This is a genomic window from Dactylosporangium sp. NPDC048998, assembly GCF_043197855.1.
Taxonomy (GTDB): Bacteria; Actinomycetota; Actinomycetes; order Mycobacteriales; family Micromonosporaceae; genus Dactylosporangium.
Genome location: NZ_JBICTV010000013.1, coordinates 78,622 through 102,591, shown reverse-complemented (window position 1 = coordinate 102,591; position 23,970 = coordinate 78,622). Strand labels below are relative to the sequence as shown.

General features: G+C 73.8%; 19 protein-coding genes. 11 read left to right on the top strand and 8 right to left on the bottom strand.

From position 1 onward, the window contains the following. Positions 1 to 18: 18 nt before the first annotated feature. Positions 19 to 1,377 (top strand): hypothetical protein, encoded by a 1,359-nt coding sequence (locus tag ACGFI8_RS27380; protein WP_392809152.1) that lies wholly within the window; start codon positions 19 to 21, stop codon positions 1,375 to 1,377. 42 nt (positions 1,378 to 1,419) lie between these two features. Here ACGFI8_RS27380 and ACGFI8_RS27375 read toward each other — a convergent pair whose 3' ends face one another. Together ACGFI8_RS27375 and ACGFI8_RS27370 are read right to left on the bottom strand one after the other, a co-directional pair. Beyond that, positions 1,420 to 2,289 carry a DUF72 domain-containing protein gene (locus ACGFI8_RS27375; RefSeq protein ID WP_392809150.1) on the bottom strand — a complete coding sequence of 290 codons (870 nt, stop codon included), beginning with the start codon at positions 2,287 to 2,289 and terminating at the stop codon, positions 1,420 to 1,422. 45 nt (positions 2,290 to 2,334) lie between these two features. Beyond that, complete coding sequence (locus ACGFI8_RS27370; RefSeq protein ID WP_392809149.1) at positions 2,335 to 3,093, bottom strand: DUF4118 domain-containing protein; 759 nt, start codon at positions 3,091 to 3,093, stop codon at positions 2,335 to 2,337. Between the two features lie 249 nt (positions 3,094 to 3,342). On the opposite strand from ACGFI8_RS27370, the gene ACGFI8_RS27365 reads away from it, so the two are divergent. Beyond that, the gene (locus tag ACGFI8_RS27365) at positions 3,343 to 4,482 is read left to right on the top strand and encodes a site-2 protease family protein (protein WP_392809147.1); all 1,140 of its coding nucleotides are present in this window, start codon (positions 3,343 to 3,345) and stop codon (positions 4,480 to 4,482) included. 40 nt (positions 4,483 to 4,522) lie between these two features. Here ACGFI8_RS27365 and ACGFI8_RS27360 read toward each other — a convergent pair whose 3' ends face one another. Next, a complete protein-coding gene (locus ACGFI8_RS27360) occupies positions 4,523 to 5,233 on the bottom strand; it encodes a hypothetical protein (RefSeq protein WP_392809145.1) in 711 nt (236 codons plus the stop codon). Between the two features lie 173 nt (positions 5,234 to 5,406). Beyond that, positions 5,407 to 6,720, bottom strand: coding sequence for a cytochrome P450 (locus ACGFI8_RS27355; RefSeq protein ID WP_392809143.1), 1,314 nt, complete (start codon positions 6,718 to 6,720; stop codon positions 5,407 to 5,409). A gap of 276 nt (positions 6,721 to 6,996) precedes the next feature. Here ACGFI8_RS27355 and ctaD point away from each other — a divergent pair, with 276 nt between their 5' ends. Both ctaD and ACGFI8_RS27345 read left to right on the top strand, forming a co-directional pair. Continuing rightward, entirely contained in the window at positions 6,997 to 8,655 is a 1,659-nt protein-coding gene (gene ctaD / locus ACGFI8_RS27350) for a cytochrome c oxidase subunit I (RefSeq protein ID WP_392809142.1), read from the top strand. Then, entirely contained in the window at positions 8,645 to 9,067 is a 423-nt protein-coding gene (locus ACGFI8_RS27345; RefSeq protein ID WP_392809139.1) for a cytochrome c oxidase subunit 4, read from the top strand. The genes ctaD and ACGFI8_RS27345 overlap by 11 nt, the downstream gene beginning before the upstream one ends. Before the next feature lie 19 nt (positions 9,068 to 9,086). On the opposite strand, the gene ACGFI8_RS27340 is transcribed toward ACGFI8_RS27345, so the two are convergent. Continuing rightward, a complete protein-coding gene (locus tag ACGFI8_RS27340; RefSeq protein WP_392809136.1) occupies positions 9,087 to 9,563 on the bottom strand; it encodes a hemerythrin domain-containing protein in 477 nt (158 codons plus the stop codon). A gap of 186 nt (positions 9,564 to 9,749) precedes the next feature. On the opposite strand from ACGFI8_RS27340, the gene ACGFI8_RS27335 reads away from it, so the two are divergent. Further along, entirely contained in the window at positions 9,750 to 10,880 is a 1,131-nt protein-coding gene (locus tag ACGFI8_RS27335) for a SigB/SigF/SigG family RNA polymerase sigma factor (protein ID WP_392809135.1), read from the top strand. Here ACGFI8_RS27335 and ACGFI8_RS27330 read toward each other — a convergent pair. Continuing rightward, the gene (locus tag ACGFI8_RS27330; RefSeq protein ID WP_392809134.1) at positions 10,870 to 11,685 is read right to left on the bottom strand and encodes an MBL fold metallo-hydrolase; all 816 of its coding nucleotides are present in this window, start codon (positions 11,683 to 11,685) and stop codon (positions 10,870 to 10,872) included. The genes ACGFI8_RS27335 and ACGFI8_RS27330 overlap by 11 nt on opposite strands. Before the next feature lie 189 nt (positions 11,686 to 11,874). Here ACGFI8_RS27330 and ACGFI8_RS27325 point away from each other — a divergent pair, with 189 nt between their 5' ends. Then, positions 11,875 to 12,636 carry an ABC transporter ATP-binding protein gene (locus ACGFI8_RS27325; RefSeq protein ID WP_392809132.1) on the top strand — a complete coding sequence of 254 codons (762 nt, stop codon included), beginning with the start codon at positions 11,875 to 11,877 and terminating at the stop codon, positions 12,634 to 12,636. 3 nt (positions 12,637 to 12,639) lie between these two features. Further along, complete coding sequence (locus tag ACGFI8_RS27320) at positions 12,640 to 15,216, top strand: ABC transporter permease (RefSeq protein ID WP_392809130.1); 2,577 nt, start codon at positions 12,640 to 12,642, stop codon at positions 15,214 to 15,216. A gap of 78 nt (positions 15,217 to 15,294) precedes the next feature. On the opposite strand, the gene ACGFI8_RS27315 is transcribed toward ACGFI8_RS27320, so the two are convergent. Together ACGFI8_RS27315 and ACGFI8_RS27310 are read right to left on the bottom strand one after the other, a co-directional pair. Then, a complete protein-coding gene (locus ACGFI8_RS27315) occupies positions 15,295 to 15,909 on the bottom strand; it encodes a response regulator (protein WP_392809347.1) in 615 nt (204 codons plus the stop codon). A gap of 53 nt (positions 15,910 to 15,962) precedes the next feature. Then, the gene (locus ACGFI8_RS27310; RefSeq protein ID WP_392809128.1) at positions 15,963 to 17,180 is read right to left on the bottom strand and encodes a sensor histidine kinase; all 1,218 of its coding nucleotides are present in this window, start codon (positions 17,178 to 17,180) and stop codon (positions 15,963 to 15,965) included. A gap of 102 nt (positions 17,181 to 17,282) precedes the next feature. On the opposite strand from ACGFI8_RS27310, the gene ACGFI8_RS27305 reads away from it, so the two are divergent. From ACGFI8_RS27305 to ACGFI8_RS27290, 4 genes are all read left to right on the top strand, one after another. Then, on the top strand, positions 17,283 to 18,110 hold the full coding sequence (locus ACGFI8_RS27305) for an alpha/beta fold hydrolase (protein WP_392809127.1): 828 nt from the start codon (positions 17,283 to 17,285) through the stop codon (positions 18,108 to 18,110). An 84-nt stretch (positions 18,111 to 18,194) separates the two neighbouring features. Continuing rightward, complete coding sequence (locus ACGFI8_RS27300; RefSeq protein WP_392809126.1) at positions 18,195 to 18,656, top strand: HPP family protein; 462 nt, start codon at positions 18,195 to 18,197, stop codon at positions 18,654 to 18,656. A 49-nt stretch (positions 18,657 to 18,705) separates the two neighbouring features. Then, complete coding sequence (locus ACGFI8_RS27295; protein WP_392809125.1) at positions 18,706 to 22,410, top strand: FHA domain-containing protein; 3,705 nt, start codon at positions 18,706 to 18,708, stop codon at positions 22,408 to 22,410. A 181-nt stretch (positions 22,411 to 22,591) separates the two neighbouring features. Then, positions 22,592 to 23,968 carry a condensation domain-containing protein gene (locus tag ACGFI8_RS27290; RefSeq protein WP_392809123.1) on the top strand — a complete coding sequence of 459 codons (1,377 nt, stop codon included), beginning with the start codon at positions 22,592 to 22,594 and terminating at the stop codon, positions 23,966 to 23,968. Positions 23,969 to 23,970: the final 2 nt, after the last annotated feature.

The following is a 23,970-nucleotide window of genomic DNA, read 5'->3' as shown; positions in this document are numbered from 1 at the left end:
CACCGCCGGCGTCGCGTGGTGATCGCCGCCGTCGCCGGGGTCGTCGTCGCCGCGCTGGGCGCCGTCGCGGCCTTCTCCGCGTCCGGGCCCGGCGAGCCGGCCCAGGGCTCACCGGCCGGCTCGGGCACCGGATCCGACCGGACGCAGTCGCAGGCGTCGGCGGGCGGCGGCGCCGGCCCGTCGGCGGCCGCGGGCAGCGCGGCCCTGTCGGCGGCGAACGGCGGCTGCGACCGCCCGGCCGGGCAGTCGCCGGTGGTGAAGGTGACCGACGTCAACGTCGGGACGGCCGTGACCGGATACGGCCGGGAGGGCGACACCGAGCCGCTGCCCATGGCGATCGCCGCGACGCCCGCCGGCGGATCGTGGCTGGCGTGGCTGGGCACCAACGGCCGGGTGTACCTGGGCCGGCTCGACTGCGACGATCACCTCGTCGGCGCCGCCACCAGCTTCGAGGGCATCGACCTGCAGGACGTCCACGCCGACGCCAACGGCGGCGTGGTGCTGCTGACCCGCAAGGGCACCTGCCACGACGGCCCGCTGTGCGGCGGCTCGTCGAGCCCGTGCAACACCATGCACATGATCCGGTTCGACAACGCCGGCCGTCAGGTCTGGCAGCGGCAGGTCACGAACCTCGGCGCGAGCCTGGGCGGCTACGACAACGGTGCCAGGTTTGTGTGGTGGTACCAGCACCACGGCCGGCTGGCCTCCGACGGCACCAACTACGCGGCGTACTTCAGCGTCGCCATCACCGTGCAGAACGGCGACTGCGTCGACATCCACGAGGGCGACCGGATGCAGGTGGTCGGCCCGGGCGGCGCCCTGGTGCCCGGCCAACGCGACAGCTTCGAGGTGGGGTGCAGCCACAGCTGGGACACGCGCATCCTCTGGGACCCGCGCACCGGCCACTACGCGATGGTCTGCGCCACCGACAACGCCTGCCGCATCGCCCAGCCGCACCCCTACCGCACCGTGGCCTCCGGCGCGTGCGACAACACCCTGTTCGGCGGCGACCTGGTGCTGGCGAAGGGGCAGGGCTACTGGACCGCCTGGAGCCAGGGCGGCCAGGTGCGCCTCGACCACTTCACCACCGGCGCGTCCGACACGACGGTCCGAACCGCCGCGAGGGCCGCCCACCCGCACCTGGTCGGCTACGGCGCCGGCCGGATGCTGCTGGCGTGGGAGTCGGGTTCGTCGATGGCGGCCCAGGCGTACGACGCGGGCACCGGCAAGCCCGTCGGCGGCCAGTTCACTGTCAACGTCAGGGATCACAACTACCAGGCGTTCAAGGCGTACGCCGACGGCAGCGCCGCCTACCCCGCCGCCGGCGCGAACGGCACCTCGATCCGCCTCGCCCGGGTCATGCCGCTGACCGCCTGACGCGCCCCCGCAAGGGTTGTTGACCCGTGCTTGCGGCCCCGGTCAGCCGCCGAGCAGGTCGATGAGCTCGGCCGCGTTGCGCTGGGCGTAGTCGGAGTAGCAGTTGTTCATCAACACGTGCGTCTGCGACGTCCGCTCGGCCAGGGAGCGCAGCTTCGGGGCCCACGACGTGAGCTCCTTCGAGGAGTACAGGTAGCCGAACTTCTCGTGGATGTCCTTGCTCGTCCAGCGCGCGCTGTGGCCGTGGAAGCGCACCGCCGCTAGGTCCGAGGTCGCCTCGACGACCGGGGGTACCGACGAGCGGTGGCCCTGCGGCATGTCGACCACGACGTACGGCAGGTCGTGCGTGCGCAGGAAGTCCAGCGTCTCGCGCTCGTTGTCGCCGTCGAACCACGACGCGTGCCGGAACTCCACGGCGATCCGCAGCGGCTTGCAGCGCGCCGCCGCCTCCAGCAGCGTCTGCTTGTTGGACCGGCGGATCGTGAACCACGGCGGGAACTGGAACAGCAGCAGGCCCAGCTTGCCGGCGTCCGCCAGCGGGTCCAGCGCGGTCAGGAAGCGCGACCACACGTCCTCGTACGCCTGCGCCGGCAGGTCGCGCGGGTACACGTTGGCCTTCCCGGTCTCCGGGCGGAGGTCCTTCGGCAGGGCCGTCACCTTCGTCGGGTGGCCGGTCAGCAGGCTGAACGCCTTGACGTTGAAGGTGAAGCCGGCGGGCGTGCGCTCGGCCCACAGGCGGGTCGTCTGCTCGTTCGGGGGCGCGTAGTACGTCGCGTCGACCTCGACGAGCGGGAACTGCCGGGCGTAGTAGCCCAGCCGCTGCTCCGGGGTGGTCACCTCGTCCGGGTACCAGCCCGACTCCAGCAGCGTCCGGTCCGTCCACGACGCGGTACCGACCTTGATCTCGCCCATATCGGCTCCAGGTCCCCGCGGAATGGCCAGGGCAAACGCCAAGGGTCATGCCGGGCGGTCGGGCTCCGCGGCGCGGGCGGCGTCGAAGGCGGCGCCGGCCTGGTCGGCGAGGGCGACCGCCACGAGCCGGGCCCGCACGGGGACGGGGCGGCCGGGGGTGGGCCGGAGCATGAATCGGCCGTAGAAGCGCCCGCCCGCGCCGACCCGCAGCTCGATGTCCTCGTCCGGAAGTTCCTCCGGGGCGAGGTGCCGCCGCAGCCCGCCCGCGGCGATGCTGCCGTCGCGCTCGAGTCGCGCCGGGTGGCCGAGCAGCCGGCCGTACTCGAATCGGCAGGCGCGCAGGCCCAGCACGTCGACCAGCTGGGCGCGCACCTGGTTGGCCACGTCCGGGCCGCTGCGGCCGGAGCGGACCAATTCGGCGGTGTGATGGATCCGGTCCAGCTGCTCAGCGTCGGTGATCGTGACGAGGAGCAGCCGGCGGGCGCGGGCCGCCAGCTGCGACACCGTCAGGCCGACGACGAGGAGCAGCACCATCGTGGCGAGGTCGCCGGGGTTGGCGATGCTCCATGTGGAGTACGGCCGGACGAGGAAGAAGTCGAACCACACGGCGGCGGACACGGCCGCCAGGGCGCCGGCCGGGCGATTGCCGAAGGCGGCCACCGCCACGACGACCACGACGAGCACCAGGGCCAGGTTTGCGCCGGAGACCGACGTGCGCAGCGGCGTCAGCGCCGCGCAGACGGCCGGCGGCGCCACGAGCGCCGCGGCGAGCGCGATCCGGTCCCGACTGAGCCAACTGGGCATGGGCGCCACCGCCCCGCATGTCCTGCGGCGGGGCCGGCCCCGCCGAGCGTGCACCTCCGCCAAGGGTACGGCGCCGGCCGGACGATCGGACGGGCCGGATGATCCGACGGGTGGCGGCCCGGAGCGCGGCGGATTTCCGCATGGCGGCGCCAGGGTCCGATGCTTCGGGCCGCGGCCCGGTTGGCCTGTCCGGCGGCCTTCCGGCACGGGAAAATGAATGTGGGCGCCGCTACTGGGTCGGAGGGAGCCGTGAAACAGAACCTGCGTCTGGGAACCATCGCCGGCATCCGGATCGGCGTGAACTGGTCGGTCGTCGTCATCATGGTCCTGCTGGTGCAGATCCTCGCCCTGACGATCGTCCCGGCCTCCGCGCCCCGGCTGCCCGTCGTCGTGCCGTGGCTGCTCGGCGCCGCCGGAGCGGTCGTCTTCCTGCTCTCGCTGCTGGCGCACGAGCTTGCGCACGCGCTCGTCGCCCGCGCCTTCGGCATCCGGGTCGAGCAGGTGACGCTGTGGCTGCTCGGCGGGCTCGCGGAGTTCGGCCAGGAGGCACCCACCGCCCGGGCCGACCTGCTGACCGCGGGCGCCGGGCCGGCCACCAGCGCCCTGCTGGGTGGCGGCTTCGGCGGGCTCGCGGTCGGCCTCGGCGCACTCGGCGCCCCGGCCGGCATCGTCGCCGTCATCGGCTGGCTGGGCGGGATCAACGTCGTGCTCGCCGTGTTCAACCTGCTGCCGGGCGCGCCCCTGGACGGGGGCCGGGTGCTGCGCGCGGTGCTGTGGCAGTGGCGCGGCGACCGGCAGCGCGCCGCCCTCGCCGCGACCAGCGCGGGCCGCGTGATCGGCATCGGCCTGATGGCCCTCGGGCTCGTGCAGGTCGTGGTCACCGGGATGTTCGGCGGCCTCTGGTTCATCCTCGTCGGGTGGTTCCTCATCGCCGCCGCGGCCGCCGAGGCGGCCAACGAACGCTACCGCGCCCAGCTCGGCCGGACGCCGGTGTCCGCGGCCATGCAGACCATGGTCCCGTACGCCGGCACGGGCAGCAGCGTGGCCGAGGCCGTGGCCGCCGCCGACGCGGTGCCCGGCAAGTACGTCATCGCCCTGCGCACCCCGGACGGCCACCCCGGCGGCCTTGTGCGCCTGGCGGATCTCGCCCGCGTTCCCCCGGCCGAGCGCACCGTCACACCGGTGTCGGAGGTCGCGCGGCCGGCCACCGCGGTGACCGTGGTCGAGGCGTCCCAGCCGCTCGCCGATGTGGCCAACCAGGTGTCGCGCGCCGGCACCGCGCTCGTCGCCGATGGCGGCGTGCTCGTCGGCCTCCTGGAGCCCGCCGACGTCACCCACGCCGCCGAGCGGGCCGCCCTGCACCCGGGCGACTCGGCCGGCGCCCGCTGAGCCCCGGCCGGGCGGCCGTGGCGATCGGCGGCCGAGGCGGTCACCGGTTGATGACGAAGTCCACCGGTGCGCTGACCTTCGTGCCGACGCGGGCCACGACCTGGTAGGTGCCGGGCGGGGCTGGGGTCTTGGCGAACGCGCAGTCGTGCGGCGTGGTCCGGTAGCTGCTCCATTTGTAGCCGTATCGCACCGCGTCTCCGGCGGCGAAGGCGCGCACGTCGCTGGTGCGGGCGCGGCCGCAGTAGTCGGAGGTGAAGATCAGCACGCCGTCCTTCAGGACCTGGATCTCCTGCGCGCCCGGGCCGAGGTCGCGGGAGCACCAGCCGTCGGCCTTGGAGACGATGGCGATGAAGAACGTGAACGTCCCGCCGTACACGCCCGGCGACGGGCTGGCGGACGCGGTGACGGCGATCTGGTCGTCGGTGCACGGCGCGACGTCGCGCGGGGGCGGGCTGCGGTCCACCGCCGGCGCCGAGCTCGTGTCCGGGGTGGCCTGCACGAACGACGGCGAGGCGAGGTCGCCGGGGGCCGCGGTGACCGAGGTGGCCGAGGTGGCCGAGGTCGGCTGCTGACCCGTTCCCGCCGCGGGCGCGGTGCTCACGGCGGCCGGCGTGGAGCCGCCCGAGCCGCGCACCGCGAGCCAGCCGAGCAGCACCACCGCGGCGAGGCCGACGGCGACGAGCGCGCGGCGGCGCCAGTAGACGGAGGGTGGGTGAGGTCCGACGGTCAAGCGCTTCGCCGGTCGTTGCATTGGGGCAGTTTGCCAGAACCGTTGCCGCGCCACGGCCCCGGCACGCCATGACAGTGCGCTACCAGCACGCGAACCCGTCGGCGAACCACACGGGATCGTGCAGCCACGGAAGGTGACCGCCGGGGTCGGTCTCGATCACCGGGCCACGCTACCGCCTCGGCCGGCCGGGCCGGTCAGCCCCTGAGCTCCAGGCGGAGGCCGGTGTGGTCCAGGGTCCGGGGGAGCGGGGTCCGCAGCGGCCGCAGGGTCCGCAGCGGGCCGAGGCGGTTCAGCAGTACCGCGATGAGGGTGCTCGTCGTCAGCAGCACCACGTTGCGCCCCGGGCACGCGCCCGGCCCGGCACTGAACGGGAAGACCGACCAGCTGCGCCGGGCCCCGCCGCTCAGCCACACCTCGGGCGCGAACTCGTCGGCCTGGTGCATCGTGGTCTCGTCGCGGTGGAAGTACGAGCTCGGCAGGACGAACGACGTGCCGGCCGGCAGCGACGCGCCGTGCCAGTCGGTCTCGGCCGTGCTCTCCCGCAGCACGACGAGGGTCGTCGGCCACAGCCGGACGGTGTCCTGGACGCAGGCGCGCACGAACGGATACAGCGGCGCCTCGTCGCGTGCCGCGGTGCCCTGGCGTCCCGCGTCGGAGCCGAGCAGCGCCAGCGTCCGGAAGGCGCTCATGCCGGCCGCGTCGAACGCGAACAGCCAGTGCGGCACCTGGCCGGCCGGGTCGACGCCCGCGACGGCCGGGGTGCCGGCGATCGTGCCGGCCAGGGTGCCGGGCTCGGCCCGGGCGACGTAGGCGTCGATCCGCCGCTGAAAGCGCTGCCGCAGGCCCTCCTGCCGCGGCCGCAGGTACGCCCAGTTCGCCGCCGCCCGCAGCCGGTTGAGCTCGGCGGTGACCCGGATGTCGTCGCGGGCCGCGTCGCCGAGCACGACCCGGCGGGCGATCCGGTCGAACATCGCCGCGAACGCCGGCCAGTCCAGGATGCGCCCGTCGTCGAACCGCTCGACCTCGTCGCGCACCTTCCCGGCGATGGCCCCGGCCGCGCGGTGCAGCGGCGCGCCGGCGTCGAGCACCGTCTCGTTGAAGTGCCGCCGGGCCTGGCGCAGCGACCCGGTCGAGATGAGCACGCCGTGCGGCTGGAAGTGCCGCAGCGCCGCCACCTTCTCCCGCGTGGCGAGCGCGAACGGCTCCGGCGAGCCGGCCAGGACCCGCTCGACCCCGGCCTCGTCCAGCACCAGGGCGACCGGGCGCCCCGGCAGCGCCAGCCGCAGCGGGCCGTCGCCGTGCCGGGCGCGCAGGCCGCGCAGCAGCCGGGCGCCGCGCCGGTCGAGGTCGAGCCGCCGCACGAGCCGGACCACGCGGTTGCGCCGCCGGATCGCGCCCTGCGCCACGATCGGGGCGAGGACGAGCCCGGCGCACCGCACGGTGTCGAGCACCCCGGCCCGCGCGGGCCTGAGGTGCCGTTCGGCCCGGGTCGTGAGGTCGTGCGCCATGACGGCCGCGTACCCCGTGCCCCCGGCCGGAAACGGGCCGCGGCGCCGCCGAGCCCTGGCTGCCGCAGCCGCCGGCGTGCCTGTCGGAGACCCCTTCGGCGGTGCGCGTGTACGGCACCGGGATGACGGCAAGAACCGAAGCTATCGGTGCAAGAACTTGCGAGCCCGCCGGCCCCGGGAGGCTGATTCGCCCGGGAGGCGGGCGGCTCCGGGTTTCACCCGGTCGCGGATGGGAAGCGCGTCGCCGGGTAGCCGATGAAGGGGGACGTCCGGCGGATGCACATTGCCACCAGGAGCATCGAGCCGCCGCGGGCCGGCGCACCGATCGTGCGCCGCACGCTGCCGGGCAACATGTTCACGCGCATGCTGCGCACCACCGACGCGAAGGACGTCGGGGTGCTGTACCTCGTGACGGCGTTCGCGTTTTTCATCATCGGCGGGGCGCTGGCGATGCTCATGCGGGCCGAGTTGGCCCGGCCCGGCCTGCAGTTCCTGTCGCCGGAGCAGTACAACCAGCTGTTCACCGAGCACGGCACGATCATGCTGCTGCTGTTCGCCACCCCGCTGGTGTTCGGCTTCGCCAACTTCGTGGTGCCACTGCAGATCGGCGCCGCCGACGTCGCCTTTCCGCGGCTCAACGCCCTGTCGTACTGGCTGTTTCTGTTCGGCGGCACGCTGGTGATCTCCGGGTTCGTCACGCCGGGCGGCGCGGCCGACTACGGCTGGACGGGGTACGCCCCGCTGAACAGCCAGGAGAACTCGCCGGGCCTCGGCGGCGACCTGTGGGTCATGGGCCTGGTCATCTCCGGGCTCGGCACGATCCTCGGCGCGGTCAACATCATCACCACGATCCTCACGCTGCGCGCGCCCGGCATGACGATGTTCCGGATGGGGATCTTCACCTGGAACATCCTGCTCACCGCGCTGATGGTGATCATGGTGTTCCCGGTGCTCGCCGCCGCCCTGCTGGTGCTGGAGGCCGGCCGCAAGCTCGGCGCGACCGTCTACAACCCCTCCAACGGCGGGCCGATCCTGTGGCAGCACCTGTTCTGGTTCTTCGGCCATCCCGAGGTGTACATCGTCGCCCTGCCGTTCTTCGGCATCATCAGCGAGATCATCCCGGTGTTCAGCCGCAAGCCGGTCTTCGGGTACAAGGGGCTCGTCGGGGCGACGATCGCCATCACCGTGCTGTCGATGAGCGTCTGGGCGCACCACATGTTCGCCACCGGCCAGGTGCTGCTGGTGTTCTTCTCGTTCGCGAGCTTCCTCATCGCGGTGCCGACCGGGATCAAGTTCTTCAACTGGATCGGCAGCATGTGGCACGGGCAGCTCACGTTCGAGACGCCGATGCTCTTCGCCATCGGGTTCCTGGTGACGTTCCTGCTGGGCGGCCTGTCCGGGGTGATCCTGGCCAGCCCGCCGATGGACTGGCACGTGACCGACTCGTACTTCGTCGTCGCCCACTTCCACTACGTGCTGTTCGGCACGATCGTGTTCGCGGCGTTCGGCGGCGTGTACTTCTGGTTCCCGAAGATCACCGGACGGATGATGGACGAGCGCCTGGGCCAGCTGCACTTCTGGACCATGTTCGTCGGCTTCCAGATCACCTTCTTGGTCCAGCACTGGCTCGGCGCCCGCGGCATGCCCCGCCGGTACGCCGACTACCTGCCCACCGACGGCTTCACCCTGCTCAACACGATCTCGACGATCGGCTCGTTCATCCTCGGCGCCTCGACGCTGCCGTTCCTGTGGAACGTGTGGCGGTCCTACCGCTACGGCCGCGTCGCCGGGGTCGACGACCCGTGGGGGCACGGCAACTCGCTGGAGTGGGCGACCAGTTGTCCGCCGCCGCGGCACAACTTCGAGTCGCTGCCGCGGATCCGCTCCGAGCGGCCGGCGTTCGACCGCAGGTACGGGCCTACCGATGCGCACTGAGGCCCGCCTCTTCGGCCTCCTGGCCGCCATCATGCTGACGTTCACCATCGTGTACTGGGTGATGACCGCCACGATCATGGGCCACGCCGAGCGGGTCGGCATCGTCGCGCTCGGGCTGACGACGGCGCTGTGCGTGCTGATCGGCGGCGACTGCTGGCTGGTCTCGCGGCGCATCCCGCTCCGCCCGGAGGACCGGGACGACGCCACCCCGGCCGACGGCGCGGGCGACGTCGGGTTCTTCAGCCCGTTCTCGTACTGGCCGGCCGCCATCGGCCTGGGCGCGGCCGTCGTTGCGCTGGGCGTCGCGCTGTGGCAGCTGTGGATCGCCGCGGTCGGCCTGTTCATCGCCATCTGGGGGGCTGCGGCGATGCTGTTCGAGTACTACACCGGCGCGAGCCGCGGCGAGTCGTGACCTCCCGCCGGGGCGCGCCTCAGGCCGCCGTCGCGGCCCGCCGCTGCAGGTCGAGCACCTCGGCCGCGAGGTCCAGCAGCCGGCCGGGCCGGACGTGCCGGCGCAGGTGCGGAAACTCGTAGCGCTCCTCGTACCGCGCGTGGCGCAGCGCCGCCTCACGCAGCCGCACGACCGCCTCCTCGAAGTCGGGCGCGTCCATCCCCGCGCCGGCGAGGTCCTCGAGCACCTCGCCCACCTGCCGCTCCTCGGCGAGGCGGTCCTCGACCACGAGGTCGCCGGCGCCGGGCACCTCCCTGGCGACGGGGTGCACGATCTGCCGCTCGGCCTGCTCGTGCAGCGCGAGCAGCCGCACCAGCTCCGCGAACGCCTCCCGCCGGGCGTCGCCGGTGCCGACCGCGACGAGCAGGAACAGCTCCTCGATGCGGGCGTGCTGGGCCAGCAGCACGTCGACGAGATCCTCGGTGATGTTGCCCTTGCGCTGCTGCGGATCGAACATGCGCCATCGCCTCCCGGCATCGTGAACGGTTGCGGACGGGCCGCGCCCTACCCGCCGCCCTTGCCGGCAAACCGCCGACGGCCCACGCCCCGGCTGTTCCTGATTACTCGCAGTTTGTCCAGCCCCCCGGCGGGGTAGGCCGTATTTTCCGTGCTCCGCCGGGGGCGCCGGGGGGAGGTGTGTGCCATGGAACTGGCCGTGGCGCTGTCCACCCGGCGCAACGAGAGCCTGCTGGAGCTGACCGGCGTCCTGGACTACGCGTCCGTGCCCTACCTGCGGCAGGTCGTGTTCGAGCGCTTCGACGCCGGATCCCGGCGGATCGCGCTGGAGGGCTCCGGGCTGCGCCTGCTCGACCCGGCCGCGATCAAGGTCATGACGTACCTCCAGCGCCGCGCCGGCCAGCTCGACGGCTACGTGCGCCTCACCGGCACCGCCGGGACCGTGCTGACCGCGGTGGAGATCGCCGGGGTCGCCAAGCAGCTGGGCGCCTACGACGAGCTGGACTGGCCGGTCACCCAGCGCCAGCGCCACCCGGTGGCCCTGGAGGAGCTGCACGTCGGCCACGGGCACTGGCCCCCGGACGTGACCCACCTGCTCGCCCGGATGCACCGGCTCGCCCCCGACGACCCGCGGCGGCGGCGCATCCGCGACGAGGTGATCGAGGCGTGCCTGCCCACGGCGCGCCGGCTGGCCCGCCGCTACGGCGGGTCCGGCGAGCCGCTGGCCGACCTGGTCCAGGTGGCGGCCCTGGGGCTGGTGAAGGCCGTCGACGGGTTCGACCCGGAGCGCGGCATCGAGTTCGGCGCCTACGCCACGCCGACGATCGCGGGGGAGATCAAGCGGCACTTCCGCGACCGCACCTGGGGCGTGCGGCTGCCGCGCCGCCTGCAGGAGCTGCGGCTGCAGGTCACCCACGCCCGCGAGGAGCTCACCCAGCGGCTGGGCCGCTCGCCGACGGTCGCCGAACTGGCCGCGCAGCTGTGCACCGGCGAGGAGGACGTCATCGAGGTGCTCGGCTCCGGGGACGCGTACCGGCCGGTCTCGCTCGACACCCCGACGCACACCGCCGAGGAGTCGACCACGATCGCCGACACGATCGGCGGCGAGCCGTCGGAGTACAACCTGGTCGAGTTCCGCGAGGCGCTGCGCGTGCTCATCGAGCGCCTGCCGGAGCGCGAGCAGCGCATCCTCGCGATGCGCTTCTACGGCAACCTCACCCAGACCGAGATCGCCAAGCGCGTCGGCCTGTCCCAGATGCACGTCTCGCGACTGCTGACCCACGCGCTGGGCTTCCTGCGCCGGCGCCTCAGCGAGTGACGGCCGGCGCCGGCTGCGGCAGCAGGCCCACGGTTTCGCCGCGCACGACCGGCCACACCGCCGTGGCCAGGTCGCCGGCCGCCGCCAGCTGCAGGAAGTTCGACGGCGGGTCGCGGAACACGGGGTAGTCGTCGTAGTGGATCGGCACGATCCGCCGCGGCCGCACCATCCGTGACAGGGCCACCCCCTCCCATGCGTCCATCGTGACCAGGACGCCGAACAGGCGGGTCCCGCCGAGGTGCAGCAGCATCGCGTCGATGTCGCCGAAGCGGCGCGGGATCTCCCGCAGCAGCCGCGAGCTGAACCGGGTGTCGCCGGTGATGTACAGGCGCAGCCGCCGCTCGCCCTCGCGCTCCCAGTCCAGGATGCTGCCCATCGTGGCGGGCATGGCCAGGTGTACCCCCGTGGGCCCGTGCCGGGCCGGCACGGCGGTGACGCGCAGCGACTCGCCGGCCCGCCGCAGCACGACGTCGTCCCAGTCCCGCAGCCCGACCGCCCCGTCGAAGCGCCACTTGCGCAGCTGCCGCGCCGCCGGCCGGGTGGTCAGCACCGGCACGTCGCGCGGCAGGGTGCGCCGCGCGACCCGGTCGAAGTGGTCGCCGTGCAGGTGCGACAGCACGATCCCGTCGAGTTCGGGCAGCTGCCCGGCCTCCATCGCGGGCTCGGTCCGCCGCTTGGTCCACAGCCCGTGCCCCAGGTAGGCGCGCTGCCCGCGGTGCAGGAAGTTCGGGTCGGTGAGCACCGTGAAACCGCCGAGCCGCAACAGGACCGTCGCGGTGCCGATGAACGTGGCCGAGGTCTCCATGCCGTCTCCCTCAACGTCGCTGGTCCCGGGCCGCTACCCGGTTTCGCCGGCCCCACACGGGGCGGGGCGGAGCCGGGTCGCGTAGGCCGTAGGTCGCGGCGGCGGGGGCCGGGGTACGACCTGAGGCGTACCCGAAGTGCGCTCCCGATGCCGACGCCCGCGGCGGGGCCGGTCTCCTACCGTCGCGGTATGACCACGACGCTCCGTACGACAACGCCCGCGGTGGCCGCCGAGGGGCTGGTGAAGGTGTACGGCTCCGGTGACACCGCGGTCCGCGCGCTCGACGGTGTCAGCATCGAGTTCGGGGCCGGGCGGTTCACGGCCATCATGGGGCCGTCCGGGTCCGGCAAGTCGACGCTGATGCACTGCGCCGCCGGGCTGGACACCGTCGACGGCGGCACCATCCGCCTCTACGACCGCGACGGGGCCGCCACCGAGCTCACCGCCCTCGGCGACCGCGCGCTGACCCGGCTGCGGCGGCACCGCATCGGGTTCGTGTTCCAGGCGTTCAACCTGCTGCCGACGCTGACCGCCGAGCAGAACATGAACCTGCCGCTGGAGCTCGCCGGCCGCCACGCCGACCCGCAGTGGCGGCGCACCCTCGTCGACGTGCTCGGCATCGCCGGCCGGCTCGGGCACCGCCCGGCGCAGCTGTCCGGCGGCCAGCAGCAGCGGGTCGCCGTCGCCCGGGCGCTGCTGCCCCGGCCCGACGTCGTCTTCGCCGACGAGCCCACCGGCAACCTCGACTCCCGCAGTGGCCAGGAACTGCTCGGGTTTCTGCGCCGCAGCGTGCGCGAGCTCGGCCAGACGGTGGTGATGGTGACCCACGACCCGGTGGCGGCCGCGTTCGCCGACCGGGTGGTACTGCTCGTCGACGGGCGGCTGGCCGGCGAGATCGTCGAGCCGACCGCCGAGGACGTGCTCGACCGGCTCAAGCGGCTGGGGGGCTGAGCGATGCTGCGCACCACCCTCGCCGGCCTGCGCGCGCACGCCGGCCGGATGCTCGGCACCGCCCTCGCCGTCGTGCTCGGCGTCGGGTTCGTCGCCGGCACCATGATCTTCTCGGACACGGCCCGGGCCGGGTTCTACGACGAGTTCTCCCGCACCGCCCGGCACGTCGACGTCGCCGTCGAGCCGCCCGCCGGGGCCGCCGGCAAGGACGGCGCGCAGCGCCCGCAGCTGTCCGCGGACGTCGCCGCGGCGATCCGCGCCCTGCCGGACGTGGCCGAGGCCGACGCCCGCATGGTGCAGCCGCTGCCGATGCTCGACGCGCGCGGCCGGGTGATCAGCAACTTCGGCAACGCCGGCCTCGCCGTGTCCACCGACGCCCCGGCGGACCTGCGCGCCTTCGACCTCACCGGCCGGCTGCCGGCCGCCGCCGGCGAGGCGGTCCTCGACGACGAGACCGCCGCGCACCAGCACCTCGCCGCCGGCGACGCGATCACCGTGCTGGACCGCGACGGCGCCCGGCACCGCTACACCCTCGTCGGCATCATCGGCTTCGGTACCGCCAAGCAGTTCTCCGGCCAGAGCGTCGTGGGCCTGCCCGCGGCCGAGATCACCCGGCTGACCGGCGCCACCGGCTACGCCGAGATCGTCGTGCGCGGCCGCGGCGGCCTGTCGCAGGCCGACCTCGCCGCGCGGGTCCGCGCCGCGGCCGGCGGGGCCAGCAGGGCCGTCGTGGTCACCGGCGACCAGCGGCGACGCGACCTCGCCGACGACGCCACCCAGGTCGCCGGCCAGTTCCAGACGGTACTGCTGATCTTCGGCGTCGTCTCGCTCATCGTGGCCGTGTTCGTCATCGCCAACACCTTCGCGATCCTGCTCGCCCAGCGGGTGCGCGAGACCGCGCTGCTGCGCTGCGTCGGCGCCACCCGCGGGCAGATCTTCCGCTCGGTGCTGCTCGAGTCGGCGCTCGTCGGGCTGTTCGGCGCGGTCGCCGGCGACGTGCTCGGCATCGGCGTGTGCTACGCGCTGCTCGGGCTGCTCAACGGCGTCCTGAACCTCGGGGTGCCGGTGCACGCCGTGGTCCTCGCGCCGGGGCCGCTGCTCGTCGGCGCCGCCGTCGGCGTGCTCGTGACCGTCGCCGCGGCGTTGCTGCCCGCGCTGCGGGCGACGCGGACCTCGCCCCTGGCCGCCCTGCGCGACCTGGCCACCGTGCGCACCGGCTCCCGCGCCGCGACGGTGGTCCGCCTCGCCGTGGCGGCCGTCGTCGCCGCCGCGGGGATCGCCCTGACCGCCGCCGGGCGGCACGACACCGACGCGCAGCGGGGCACGTTCGTCATCGTCGCCGGGGGAGTGGTCACGTTCCTGGCCGTGCTGGTGCTCGCCCCGCTGTTCGTCGGCCCGCTGGCCGCGCTCGTCGCGGCCGGCCCGGCCCGGCTGTTCGGCCCGCCGGTGCGCCTGGCGGGCGCGAACGCCCGGCGCAATCCCGGCCGTACCGCCGTCACCACCGCCTCGCTCATGATCGGCGTGGGGCTCATCGCGCTGTTCACGGTGCTCATCGCCAGCATCAAGGCGACCGCGGCCGGTCAGCTCGCCGGCCACTACCCGGTCGACTACGTGATGACCGGCCTGCGCACCGGCGACGGCGACGGCGCCGAGACCGCGCCGATCCCGCCCGCCTACGCCCAGGCGCTGCGCGAGCGCCCCGAGTTCTCCGCCGTCGTGGAGACCCGCACGGCGACCGCGACCGCCGGCGGCCACACGGTGCGGCTGGCCGCGATCGACCCCGGCTCCCTCGGCGGCGTCATCCGCCCGGAGCTGACCAGCGGCTCACTGTCCGACCTCACCGCCGGCACCGCGATCGTCAACGGCGGCCGGGCCTTGGCACACGAGGCCCACGAGCAGACGATCACCGTCGCCGTCGGGGGCCGGCAGGCGACCTTCCGGGTCGTCGGCTCGACCACGTCCGGCGTGCCCGGCGGCGGCCCGCTGGACGCCCTGCTCACCTGGGACGACCTGACGGCGCTGGCCGGCACCACCGGCGACACCACGGTCATGGCGAAGGCCGCTCCCTCGGCCGGCCCGGTGGCGTCCCGCGACGCGCTGGACCGCCTCGGTGAGCAGTACCCGCAGATCCAGGTCAGCAGCCTCGCCGACCTGTCCAGCGACCTCGACAACGCGGTCAACGGTCTCATCGCCCTCTTCGGCGGCCTGCTCGGCACCGCGATCGTCATCGCCCTGGCCGGCATCGCCAACACCCTGGCCCTGTCGGTCGTCGAACGCACCCGCGAGTCGGCGACCGTCCGCGCGCTCGGCCTGACCCGCGGCCAGCTGCGCGCGACGCTGCTGGTGGAGGCGATGCTCATGGGCGTGGTCGGCGCGCTCGTCGGCATCTCCTACGGCCTGGTCTACGGCCGGCTCGTCGTCGCGCAGGCGTTCGCGGGCCTGCGCCCGGTGATCGTCGTGCCGTGGGGCTGGCTGGTCCTGCTCGTCGCCGCCACCGCGGTCGCCGCGATGCTCGCCGCCGTCCTGCCGGCGCGCCGTGCCGCCCGCGCGTCGATCGTCGCGGCGATGGCCGAGACCTGACCGGTCGCCTGACCGGTTGCCTGGACCGGCCCGCCGGCGCGCGCCGGCGGGCCGCTCATCGCGCCGTCACCGCGCCGTTCATCGCGCCGGGCGGACCAGGCCGGTCTCGTACGCCAGCACGACCGCCTGCACCCGGTCGCGCAGGCCCAGCTTGGCCAGCATCCGCCCGACGTGGGTCTTCACCGTCGCCTCGGCGACCACCAGACGGTCGGCGATCTCGGCGTTGGACAGGCCCTGCGCCACCAGCAGCAGCACCTCGCGCTCCCGCTCGGTCAGCTGCTCCAGCCGGTCGTCGGCCGGCGCCGGGGCCAGCTGGCCGGCGAAGCGCTCCAGCAGCCGCCGGGTCACCCGCGGCGCGACGACCGCGTCGCCGCTGGCCACCACGCGGATCGCGGCGAGCAGGTCCTCCGGCGGCGCGTTCTTGAGCAGAAACCCGCTGGCGCCGGCCTGCAGCGCCGCGAACGCCTCCTGGTCGGTGTCGAACGTGGTGATCACGATGACCCGGGGCGCCGGCGCCGCGGCGCACAGCCGGCGGGTCGCCTCGACGCCGTCCAGGACGGGCATGCGGATGTCCATCACGACCACGTCCGGGGCGGTGCCGGCGGCGCGCAGCCGCTGCACGAGCCGCAGCGCCTCGGCGCCGTCGTCGGCCTCGCCGACCACCTCGAGGTCGGGCTGGGTGGCCAGGATCATCCGGAACCCGGCCCGGACCAGCGGCTGGTCGTCGACCACGGCGAGCCTGATGGTCACCGCGCCTCCTGCTCGGCGGCGCCCCCGAGCGGCAGGCACACCTCCACCGACCAGCCACCGTCCAGCCGGGGGCCGGCCTCCATCCGGCCCCCGTGCACCGCCACGCGCTCCCGCATGCCGATCAGGCCGTTGCCGGCCTCGCCGCGCTCGGCCGGGGCGCCCGCCGGGCGTTCGCCGCCGTCGTCCACGATGGACACCTCCAGCACCTCGGGGCCGTACCGGACACGGAGCCGCACGTTGGCGTGCCGGCCGGCGTGCCGCAGGACGTTGGTCAGCGCCTCCTGCACGATGCGGTAGGCGGCCAGCTCCAGCGCCGGCGTGAGCTCCGCCCGCTCCCCGCCGACCTCCAGCTCAACGCTCAGCCCGGCCGAGCGCGCCCGCGCCGCGATGGCGCCGAGGCCCTCGATCGTGAGGCGGCGCCGGTCGTCCGCCCCCTCGCCGAGGACATCCTCGTCGCGTGCCACGGCGTCGTCGGCGCCGCGCAGCACCCGCACGAGCCGCCGCATGTCCTCGAGCGCCTCGCGGCCGGTGGCGGCGACCGTCGACAGCGCGGCGCGGGCCTGCGCCGGGTCGGAGTCGAACGCGTAGCGCCCGCCGTCGGCCTGCACGATCATCACCGCCAGGCTGTGCGCCACCACGTCGTGCAGCTCGCGGGCGATGTCGGCGCGCTCGTTGGCCACCGCGATCTGGGCCAGGTGCTGCCGTTCCCGCTCCAGGGTGGCGGCGCGCTCCTCGAGGCTGCGCACGTACGCCTGCCGCGAGCGCACGGTGTAGGCCATCAGCCACACGCCGCCGCAGACCCCGGCGTACCAGATGGCCATGGTCCACCAGTTCTTCCCGTTGGCGTTGCGGACCACCTCGATCGCGATGCCGATGGCGACGGTCGCCGCGGCCAGCCACGCGCCGAGCATGCGCGGCGCGTACTTCACGACGCTGTACATGCCGATGAGCACGGCGATGTCGTACGGCAGCGGGTCGATCCCGTGCGGGAACAGCACCACCTGCGCGAGGGCGGCGAGGCTGACGACGGCCATGGCGACCAGCGGCCGCCGGCGCCGCACCAGCAGCACGACGGCCATGAGGTAACCCAGCAGCATCGTCGGGCGCGGCGCGCCGTTGATGAGCGGCCCGAGACTCGTCAGCCCGGCGACGGCGAGCGAGACGAGGCCGTCGAACAGCGCCGATCGCAGGCGCTGCTGGCTGGTCGGGTGCACGCCTCGAGGGTAATCACCCGCGTCACGGGGCGCGGCGTTGCCTGCGGCGGCCCGGACGGCTAAACTGCGAACATTGTATGCAGTTAATGGGGGAGGATCACGATGCGAACCGAGACGATCGCCGGCGCCAGCGGCGCGACCATTCCGGTGCACACGATCGGCACCGGGCCGGGCATCGTGATCCTGCACGGCGGCGGCGTCCAGGCGTCGGACTACCACCGGCTCGCGCGGGCGCTGTCGGACCGGTTCACGGTGCACCTGTACAACCGGCGCGGCCGGCCGGACACCGCCCCGCTGGACGGCACCGAGACCGTCGAGACCGACGTCGGCGACCTCGCCGCCGTGCTCGAGCACACCGGCGCCCGCAGCGTCTTCGGCCACAGCGGCGGGGGCTTCGTCGCGCTGCGCGCGGGCCTGAGCCTGCCGCTGGAGCGGATCGCGGTGTACGACCCGGGGCTTTCGATCCTCGGCCGCCCGTCCGCGGCCTTCATCGAGCCGTTCGAGGCGTACGTGCGGGAAGGCGACATCGCCCGCGGGCTGACCGTCATGGTCCGGGACACCTACCCCGACGACTTCGCCGCGCGCGTCCCGTTCGGCGCCGCCCTGGCCATGACCCGGCTGTTCCTGCGCACGCCGATCGGGCGCCGGTTGGCCGAGCTGGCGCCGACGGCGCCGCCGGAGGTCCGCCGCATCTTCGAGCACGACGGCCCGGCCACCGACTACGCCGGCATCACCGCCGAGGTCCTGCTGGCGGCGGGCGCGCGCGGCCCCGTGTACTTCGCGCAGAACTGCCGGGCGGTCGCGGACGCGGTCCCCCGGGGCCGCGCGATCGTCATCAAGGGCGCGGCGCACAACGCGGCCAACATCGCCCGCCCGAGCTTCGTGCGGCCCTTCGCCGAGTTCTTCGCCGGCTCGCTCGCCACCGCCTGAGCCGCGCCCCGGCACCGGACCGGCCGAACGGATGTCCGCCGATCGTCTGATCATCGCGGGTTGGAAGATCCGGCTACACTCCAGGTGGACCTGGGAGGTGGCGTGCTGGTCAGCGACGTCATGACGGCGTTCCCGGCGTATGTGAGGCTCGGCGCGACCATCCGGCGGGCGGCCGAGGTGGTCAGCGTGTCGGAGGTCGGCCAGCTGATGGTCCTGGACCACGACGGCCGGTTCGTCGGGTCGCTGTCCGAAGAGGATCTGGTGCGGGCCATGCTGCCCGGCTTCGACGACGTGACCGCCGCCGGTGGCACGCTCGCCGACGCGTTCCGGATCTTCCTGGAGCGGGGCCGCGCCCTCGCCGACCGCGTCATCGACCCCCTTGTCGTGCGTGACGCGGCGACGGTGCGCTCGACCGACGAGCTCGCCCGGGCGGCGGTCGTGATGATCGACCGCGGGATCCGAAGGCTTCCCGTGGTCGACGAGGGGACGCTCGTGGGCACGCTGTCCCGGGCCGATCTGTGCCGTGCGGTGATCTACCATTCCTGAAATCCGGCTGATCCTCATCGATCGGCACACCCGGGAGACCGCCGAGCGGGTGTGCGCGCTGCCGGCCACGCTCGGCCGGGACAGCGGTGCGTCGGCGGTGGTGCTGGACGACCGCGACGTCTCCCGGCGCCACGCGCGGCTCGACATCATCGACAACCAGCTGGTGCTCACCGATCTCGGCAGCACCAACGGAACCCACGTGAACGACGCGCGAGTGACGCGCCGGGTGCTCGTCCCCGGGGATCGAATCCGCATCGGCCGATACGAGCTGGCGTGGACGTTCCTCGACCCGGAGGCGACGGCGTTCATCGATCCGGGCCAGCTGACCGCGCTGCGGCCGATCGTGCCGCCGGGCGTCGCCGCACGACGCGTGGTGGAGGCCGCCGAGGCGCACAACCGCCAGGTCGGGCACGAACTCGACGGATTCCTGTCGCTCGCGCACGGATTTCTGCCGGTCGAGCCGCCGCTGCTCGCCTTCCCGGAGTCGCACCGGGCCTGGGACGAGATGACCGACCGGCTCCCCGACCTGTTCCGCCGGCTGTCGCTGCGCCGGGCGTTCGACGCGATGCCGGTGCTCGACGCCCGGCCCGCGGCGCTGCCCGACCGATACCTGTTGCGCGCCTCGACGCTGCTCGGCGTGTTCGCCCACGCCTACCAGTACATGGCGATCGATCCGCCGGCCGCCCTGCCCGAGTCGCTGCTGCGACCGTGGACCACGGTCTCGCAGCGACTGGGCAAGAAGCTGCCGGCCGTCTCGTACATCGATCTGTTCTTCTACAACTGGCGGCTGCGCGATCCGGCCGGGCCGCGGGCGCTGGACAACATGGACCTGCTCGTGCCGACCTGGAACAACGCGGCGGAGCGGGTGTTCTACCTGGTCACCACCGAGTTCGCGATGGGGCTCACGCCCGTGCTGGGCGCCATGGTGGACGCTCAGGAGGCCGTTGTCGCGGACGACCCGGTGGCGCTGGAGAGCGCGCTGCTGGTGATCCTCGACCGGCTGCAGCACGTCACCCAGGCCATCTATCCGCAGATCGATCCCAACCCGCGCGGCCGGCACCCGCTCGACCAGGTGCTGTGGGCCAAGACGGTCGGCACCGCGGGCGTCCCGATCTTCGACGGTGCGCCCAGCCCGAGCGGCACCGCGCAGCCGCAGATCCACGCGCTGGACGCGTTTCTCGAGCGCCAGGACTACGGCTCGCTGGTCGGGCAGCAGAGCACCTACCTCGCCGGATTCTTCCCGCGGCACTGGCGGGAGCTGGTGGCCGCGTTGCGCGAGGTGTCGGTGCGCCAGTACGTCGAGGACACCCGCAACAGCACCTTGCGCGGCATCTACAACGCCATGCTCGACGCTTATGTGGGCGACCGCGGCTGGATGGGCCTGCACCGTGTCAAGGCGTACGGCTTCCTCGAGGTGGCGTTCAAGGTCGGCCGGCAGGTGACGACCGGCGCCCGGTTCACCGGACTGTTCAAGGACCGGACCTGGGACAAGGTGGACGCCGAGCTGGCCGTCGTGCGCGATGAGCGCCGCCCGCCGGTGGGTCCGCCGGTGGTGTTCGGGACCGCCCGCCGGGGCCGCGTCGTCACCGGCGAGTCCGGCGCCTGGACCTGCTATCTGGACATCGACGTCGCCGGGCAGGGCGTGCACCACCTGCCGGGCGACCGGGTCGGCGTGCTGGCCGAGAACGACGACGAGCTGGTGCGCCGTACCGTCGCCGCCCTGCAGGCGACCGGCGACGAGCTGGTGCGGCTCACCCCGGCGTGGCGGGCCTCGGTGGCCTGCCGGGTCGGCTACGGCGAGGTCGACGTGCTGCCGCTGCGGACGTTGCTGCACTTCGCCCGGCTCCGGCCGATCGGGCGGGAGGTGGCGAAACGGCTGGTGAAACTGACGGCCGTGGGTGCGTGGCAGCGAGTCGTGGACGCCCGCATGGAGGACCAGTGGGAGCTGTGGGACGTCCTCAACCTGTTGTACGCGGGCGGATATGACGTCACCCGGCTGTGGAAGGCCGATCCAGACGAGGACGACGCGTTCTGCGCGGTGATCCCGCCCGAGCCGTTCCGGCTGTATTCGATCGCCTCGGCGCCGCCGCCCGGCCGACCGGCCACCACGCTGCGGCTGGTGGTCGCCGGCCTCGACTACACCTCCGCCCGCACGCCGTGGTCCTACCCGCGGGAACGGCAAGGCACGGCATCGCACTTCCTGCGCCGGGCGAGCACCGAGGGCCGGCAACGGCTGTCGCTGCAGATCGTCTCCACGCCCCGGTTCCGGCTGCCGGCCGATCCCGCCCGGCCCGTCGTCATGTTCGCGGCCGGTTCGGGGATCGCCCCGTTCCTGGGGTTCGTCGCCGCGCGCACCGGGTCCGGCGAGAACCGGCTCTATCTGGGGATCCGGACGCCGGAGGAATTCGTCGAGCACAAAGACCTGGACGCGGCGGCGGCCGCGGGCCGGCTGCAACTGTCCGTCGCGTTCTCCCGCGCCGACGCCGCGATCGGCTTCGACGGCCGGCGCCACGTCGTCCAGGCCGGACAGCGGCGCCGGGTGGACGACGTGATCCGCGCCGAGGCGGACGCGCTCTGGGAGCTGCTGCGCTCCACCGACGACGGCGGCCGCGGCGCGTTCGTCTACGTGTGCGGCAGCGCACGATTCGCCGCCTCCGTGATCCGGGCGTTGACCGACATCGTGCCCGGCGACGGCCGCGAATTCCTCCGCCAGCTGGCGGCCGAGGGACGTCTGGGCGAGGACGTCTTCACCACCTACCTGGGCCACGCGCAGCAGGGTCCCCGCTTCGAGGTGTCGGATCTCGCGCGGCGCAACACCTCCGAAGCGGGCTACTGGATGGCCATCGGCGGCGCGGTGTTCGACGTCAGCGAATTCCTGCACCTGCACATCGGCGGGCCGCACATCATCCGCAACCACGTCGGGCTCGACGCGACCGCGGCGTATCGCAAAGTGCTGCACCACGCGCACGCCGAGATCGACGCCCAGCTCGCGATGTACCAGATCGGCCATCTGCGCCGGCTGCGCTTCGGCGCCCGGTGGGGCGTGGTGCTCACCGAGGACGGTCTGCACGCGCTGCCGCTGGAAGAGCTGTTCCGGACCTGGGTGCGGTTCGTGTACCTGGTGGTCGGCATGGAAAACGCGCTGGCCGCCGACTACGGATTCACCACGTCGGTCACCACCTCGGGCGAAGATCCCCGGGAGCTGACGCCCTTCAAGGCGCAGTACGTCCTCGAGGCGCACCGGCGGTTCCTGGTCAGCTACCTGGACGGGCTGGTGCACGAGGACCTGCGCACCCTGTGGCAGCTCACCGCCGGCTTCTGCGACCCGCATCTGGACGTCCGGTCCTTCGGCAACGATGTCGCCGCCATGTCGGCGCGGCCGGATGTCGCGCTGGTCCGGCATTCCGTGCCCGCCGTCAAGGAGCTGCTGCTCGCCGGGGACGACCTCCGGCGGGTCACGGCGTTGTGCCGTATCTACGCGCACGTCGACGTCCACCTGCTCCGCGACCTGAAAACCGCCGTGCTGGAAGGGATCCGGGCGTTCGAGATCCACGAGGCCGACGTCGTCGAGCAGGCGGGAGCCACGCTGCTGACCGCGGCGCGCGAGGCGCTCGCCGCGGTCTCGGCCTACTACCAGCGCCTCGCCGAGCAGACCCGCGGTCACGGCATCGCCGCCGGCGACGCGGCCGAGGAGGAGATTCCGGCCGACCGGGGCCTGCCCGGCCACGGACAGCCACTCCAGCTTCCCGATTGACGCGGCCCTAACTTCCCGTGGTCGACACCCCGTAGCCGTGTGCCTTACATCCGGCGGACCGATCCCCTGGGGCGTCCCGCCAGGTGCGCGGCTCCGGGCGGAAACCGGCGCGGGCCACCGATTGACATCCGCGGATGCGCGGCTGAATATCTGGCGGGCCAGCGGCGGAGGGGAGTGGTCGGTGGAGAGCGGGACGAGCCAGGTTGTCGTGGCGTTCCGGGGCGAGGGCTCCGGCGCCGAGGAGCTGACCTGGGCCCAGCGCGACGTCTGGGACCTCATGCGGCGCACCGGCCGGACCATGAACATCGGCGGCACGGTCCGCGCCGCCGAGGGCGAAACGGTCGAGCGGGTCGCGGCGCTGCTGCGCTTCGTCATGAGCCGCCACCAGGCGCTGCGCACCAGGCTGCACCCGGTCGACGGCGGGGCGCCGCGGCAGGTGGTGTCCGAGTCGGGGGAGACCGCGCTGGAGATCGTCGACGTCGCGCCCGGCGAGGACCCGGACACGGTCGCCGAGGCGCTGCGGGTGCGGTACCAGACCACGATGTTCGACCCGGCCGGCGAGTGGCCGGTGCGGATGGCGGTCGTCCGCTCGGGCGGCACGCTCACGCACGTGGTCGTGATGTACTACCACGTCGTCGTCGACGGGTTCGGCATCGACGCCGTCGTGCGCGACCTGGCCCACCTCGACCCCGCGACGGGACGGCAGACCGCCGCCGTCGAGGGCGTCCAGCCGCTCGAGCTGGCCCGGCAGCAGCGCACGCCGGCCGCGCTGCGGCAGAGCGAGAAGTCGTTGCGGTACTGGGAGCGGCAGCTGGGGCGCATCCCACCGCGCCCGGCTCCGGCCCCCGCCGGCACCCACGACCCCGGCGAGCCGCGGTTCTGGGAGGTCGTCAGCGTGTCGCCGGCCATGGCGCTCGCGACCCGCACGATCGCCGCCCGCACCGGCGTGGCGTCCGGGCCCATCCTGCTCGCGGCGTACGCCGTCGCGCTGGCCCGCGCGACCGGCTCCGGCACGGCCGTGGTGCAGGTGGTGGTCAGCAACCGGTTCCGGCCCGGCTTCGCCGAGGCGGTCGGCAACCTCCGGCAGTTCGGCATCTGCGTGATCGACTGCGTGCTCGACATGGCCTGGGGCTCGTTCGACGAGGTGGTCGCGCGGGCGTGGGGCGCGGCGATCGGGGCGTACAAGCACGGGTACTACGACACGGCGGCGCACCAGGAGCTGATCGCCCGGGTCGGCCGCGACCTGGCCGACGACGTGGACCTCTCGTGCTACCTCAACGACCGCCGCAAGGAGACGCGCGACGAGGGGACCGGCCCGGCGCCGGCCGAGGACGAGGTCCGCGCCGCGCTGCCGCTCACCACCCGGCACTGGGGCGTCAAGGAGGACACCTACGACGGCACGTTCTACCTCCACGTCGAGGACGTGCCGGACGCCATCGGGTACACCCTGTGGGGCGACACGCACCGTTTCGCGCTCGCCACGATCGAGCAGTGCGCCCGGGACATGGAGACGGTGGTGGTCGAGGCCGCGCTCAAGCGCGCCGAGGTCGCGGGCTGAGC

Excerpts from the sequence above, each read along its gene's own strand:
- ACGFI8_RS27315 (WP_392809347.1), bottom strand. The coding sequence starts at position 15,909 with ATGATCCTGGCCACCCAGCCCGACCTCGAGGTGGTCGGCGAGGCCGAC.
- ACGFI8_RS27320 (WP_392809130.1), top strand. The coding sequence starts at position 12,640 with ATGCTGCGCACCACCCTCGCCGGCCTGCGCGCGCACGCCGGCCGGATG.
- ctaD (WP_392809142.1), top strand. The coding sequence starts at position 6,997 with ATGCACATTGCCACCAGGAGCATCGAGCCGCCGCGGGCCGGCGCACCG.
- ACGFI8_RS27355 (WP_392809143.1), bottom strand. The coding sequence starts at position 6,720 with ATGGCGCACGACCTCACGACCCGGGCCGAACGGCACCTCAGGCCCGCG.
- ACGFI8_RS27340 (WP_392809136.1), bottom strand. The coding sequence starts at position 9,563 with ATGTTCGATCCGCAGCAGCGCAAGGGCAACATCACCGAGGATCTCGTC.
- ACGFI8_RS27345 (WP_392809139.1), top strand. The coding sequence starts at position 8,645 with ATGCGCACTGAGGCCCGCCTCTTCGGCCTCCTGGCCGCCATCATGCTG.
- ACGFI8_RS27360 (WP_392809145.1), bottom strand. The coding sequence starts at position 5,233 with ATGCAACGACCGGCGAAGCGCTTGACCGTCGGACCTCACCCACCCTCC.
- ACGFI8_RS27335 (WP_392809135.1), top strand. The coding sequence starts at position 9,750 with ATGGAACTGGCCGTGGCGCTGTCCACCCGGCGCAACGAGAGCCTGCTG.
- ACGFI8_RS27370 (WP_392809149.1), bottom strand. The coding sequence starts at position 3,093 with ATGCCCAGTTGGCTCAGTCGGGACCGGATCGCGCTCGCCGCGGCGCTC.
- ACGFI8_RS27325 (WP_392809132.1), top strand. The coding sequence starts at position 11,875 with ATGACCACGACGCTCCGTACGACAACGCCCGCGGTGGCCGCCGAGGGG.
- ACGFI8_RS27305 (WP_392809127.1), top strand. The coding sequence starts at position 17,283 with ATGCGAACCGAGACGATCGCCGGCGCCAGCGGCGCGACCATTCCGGTG.
- ACGFI8_RS27330 (WP_392809134.1), bottom strand. The coding sequence starts at position 11,685 with ATGGAGACCTCGGCCACGTTCATCGGCACCGCGACGGTCCTGTTGCGG.
- ACGFI8_RS27375 (WP_392809150.1), bottom strand. The coding sequence starts at position 2,289 with ATGGGCGAGATCAAGGTCGGTACCGCGTCGTGGACGGACCGGACGCTG.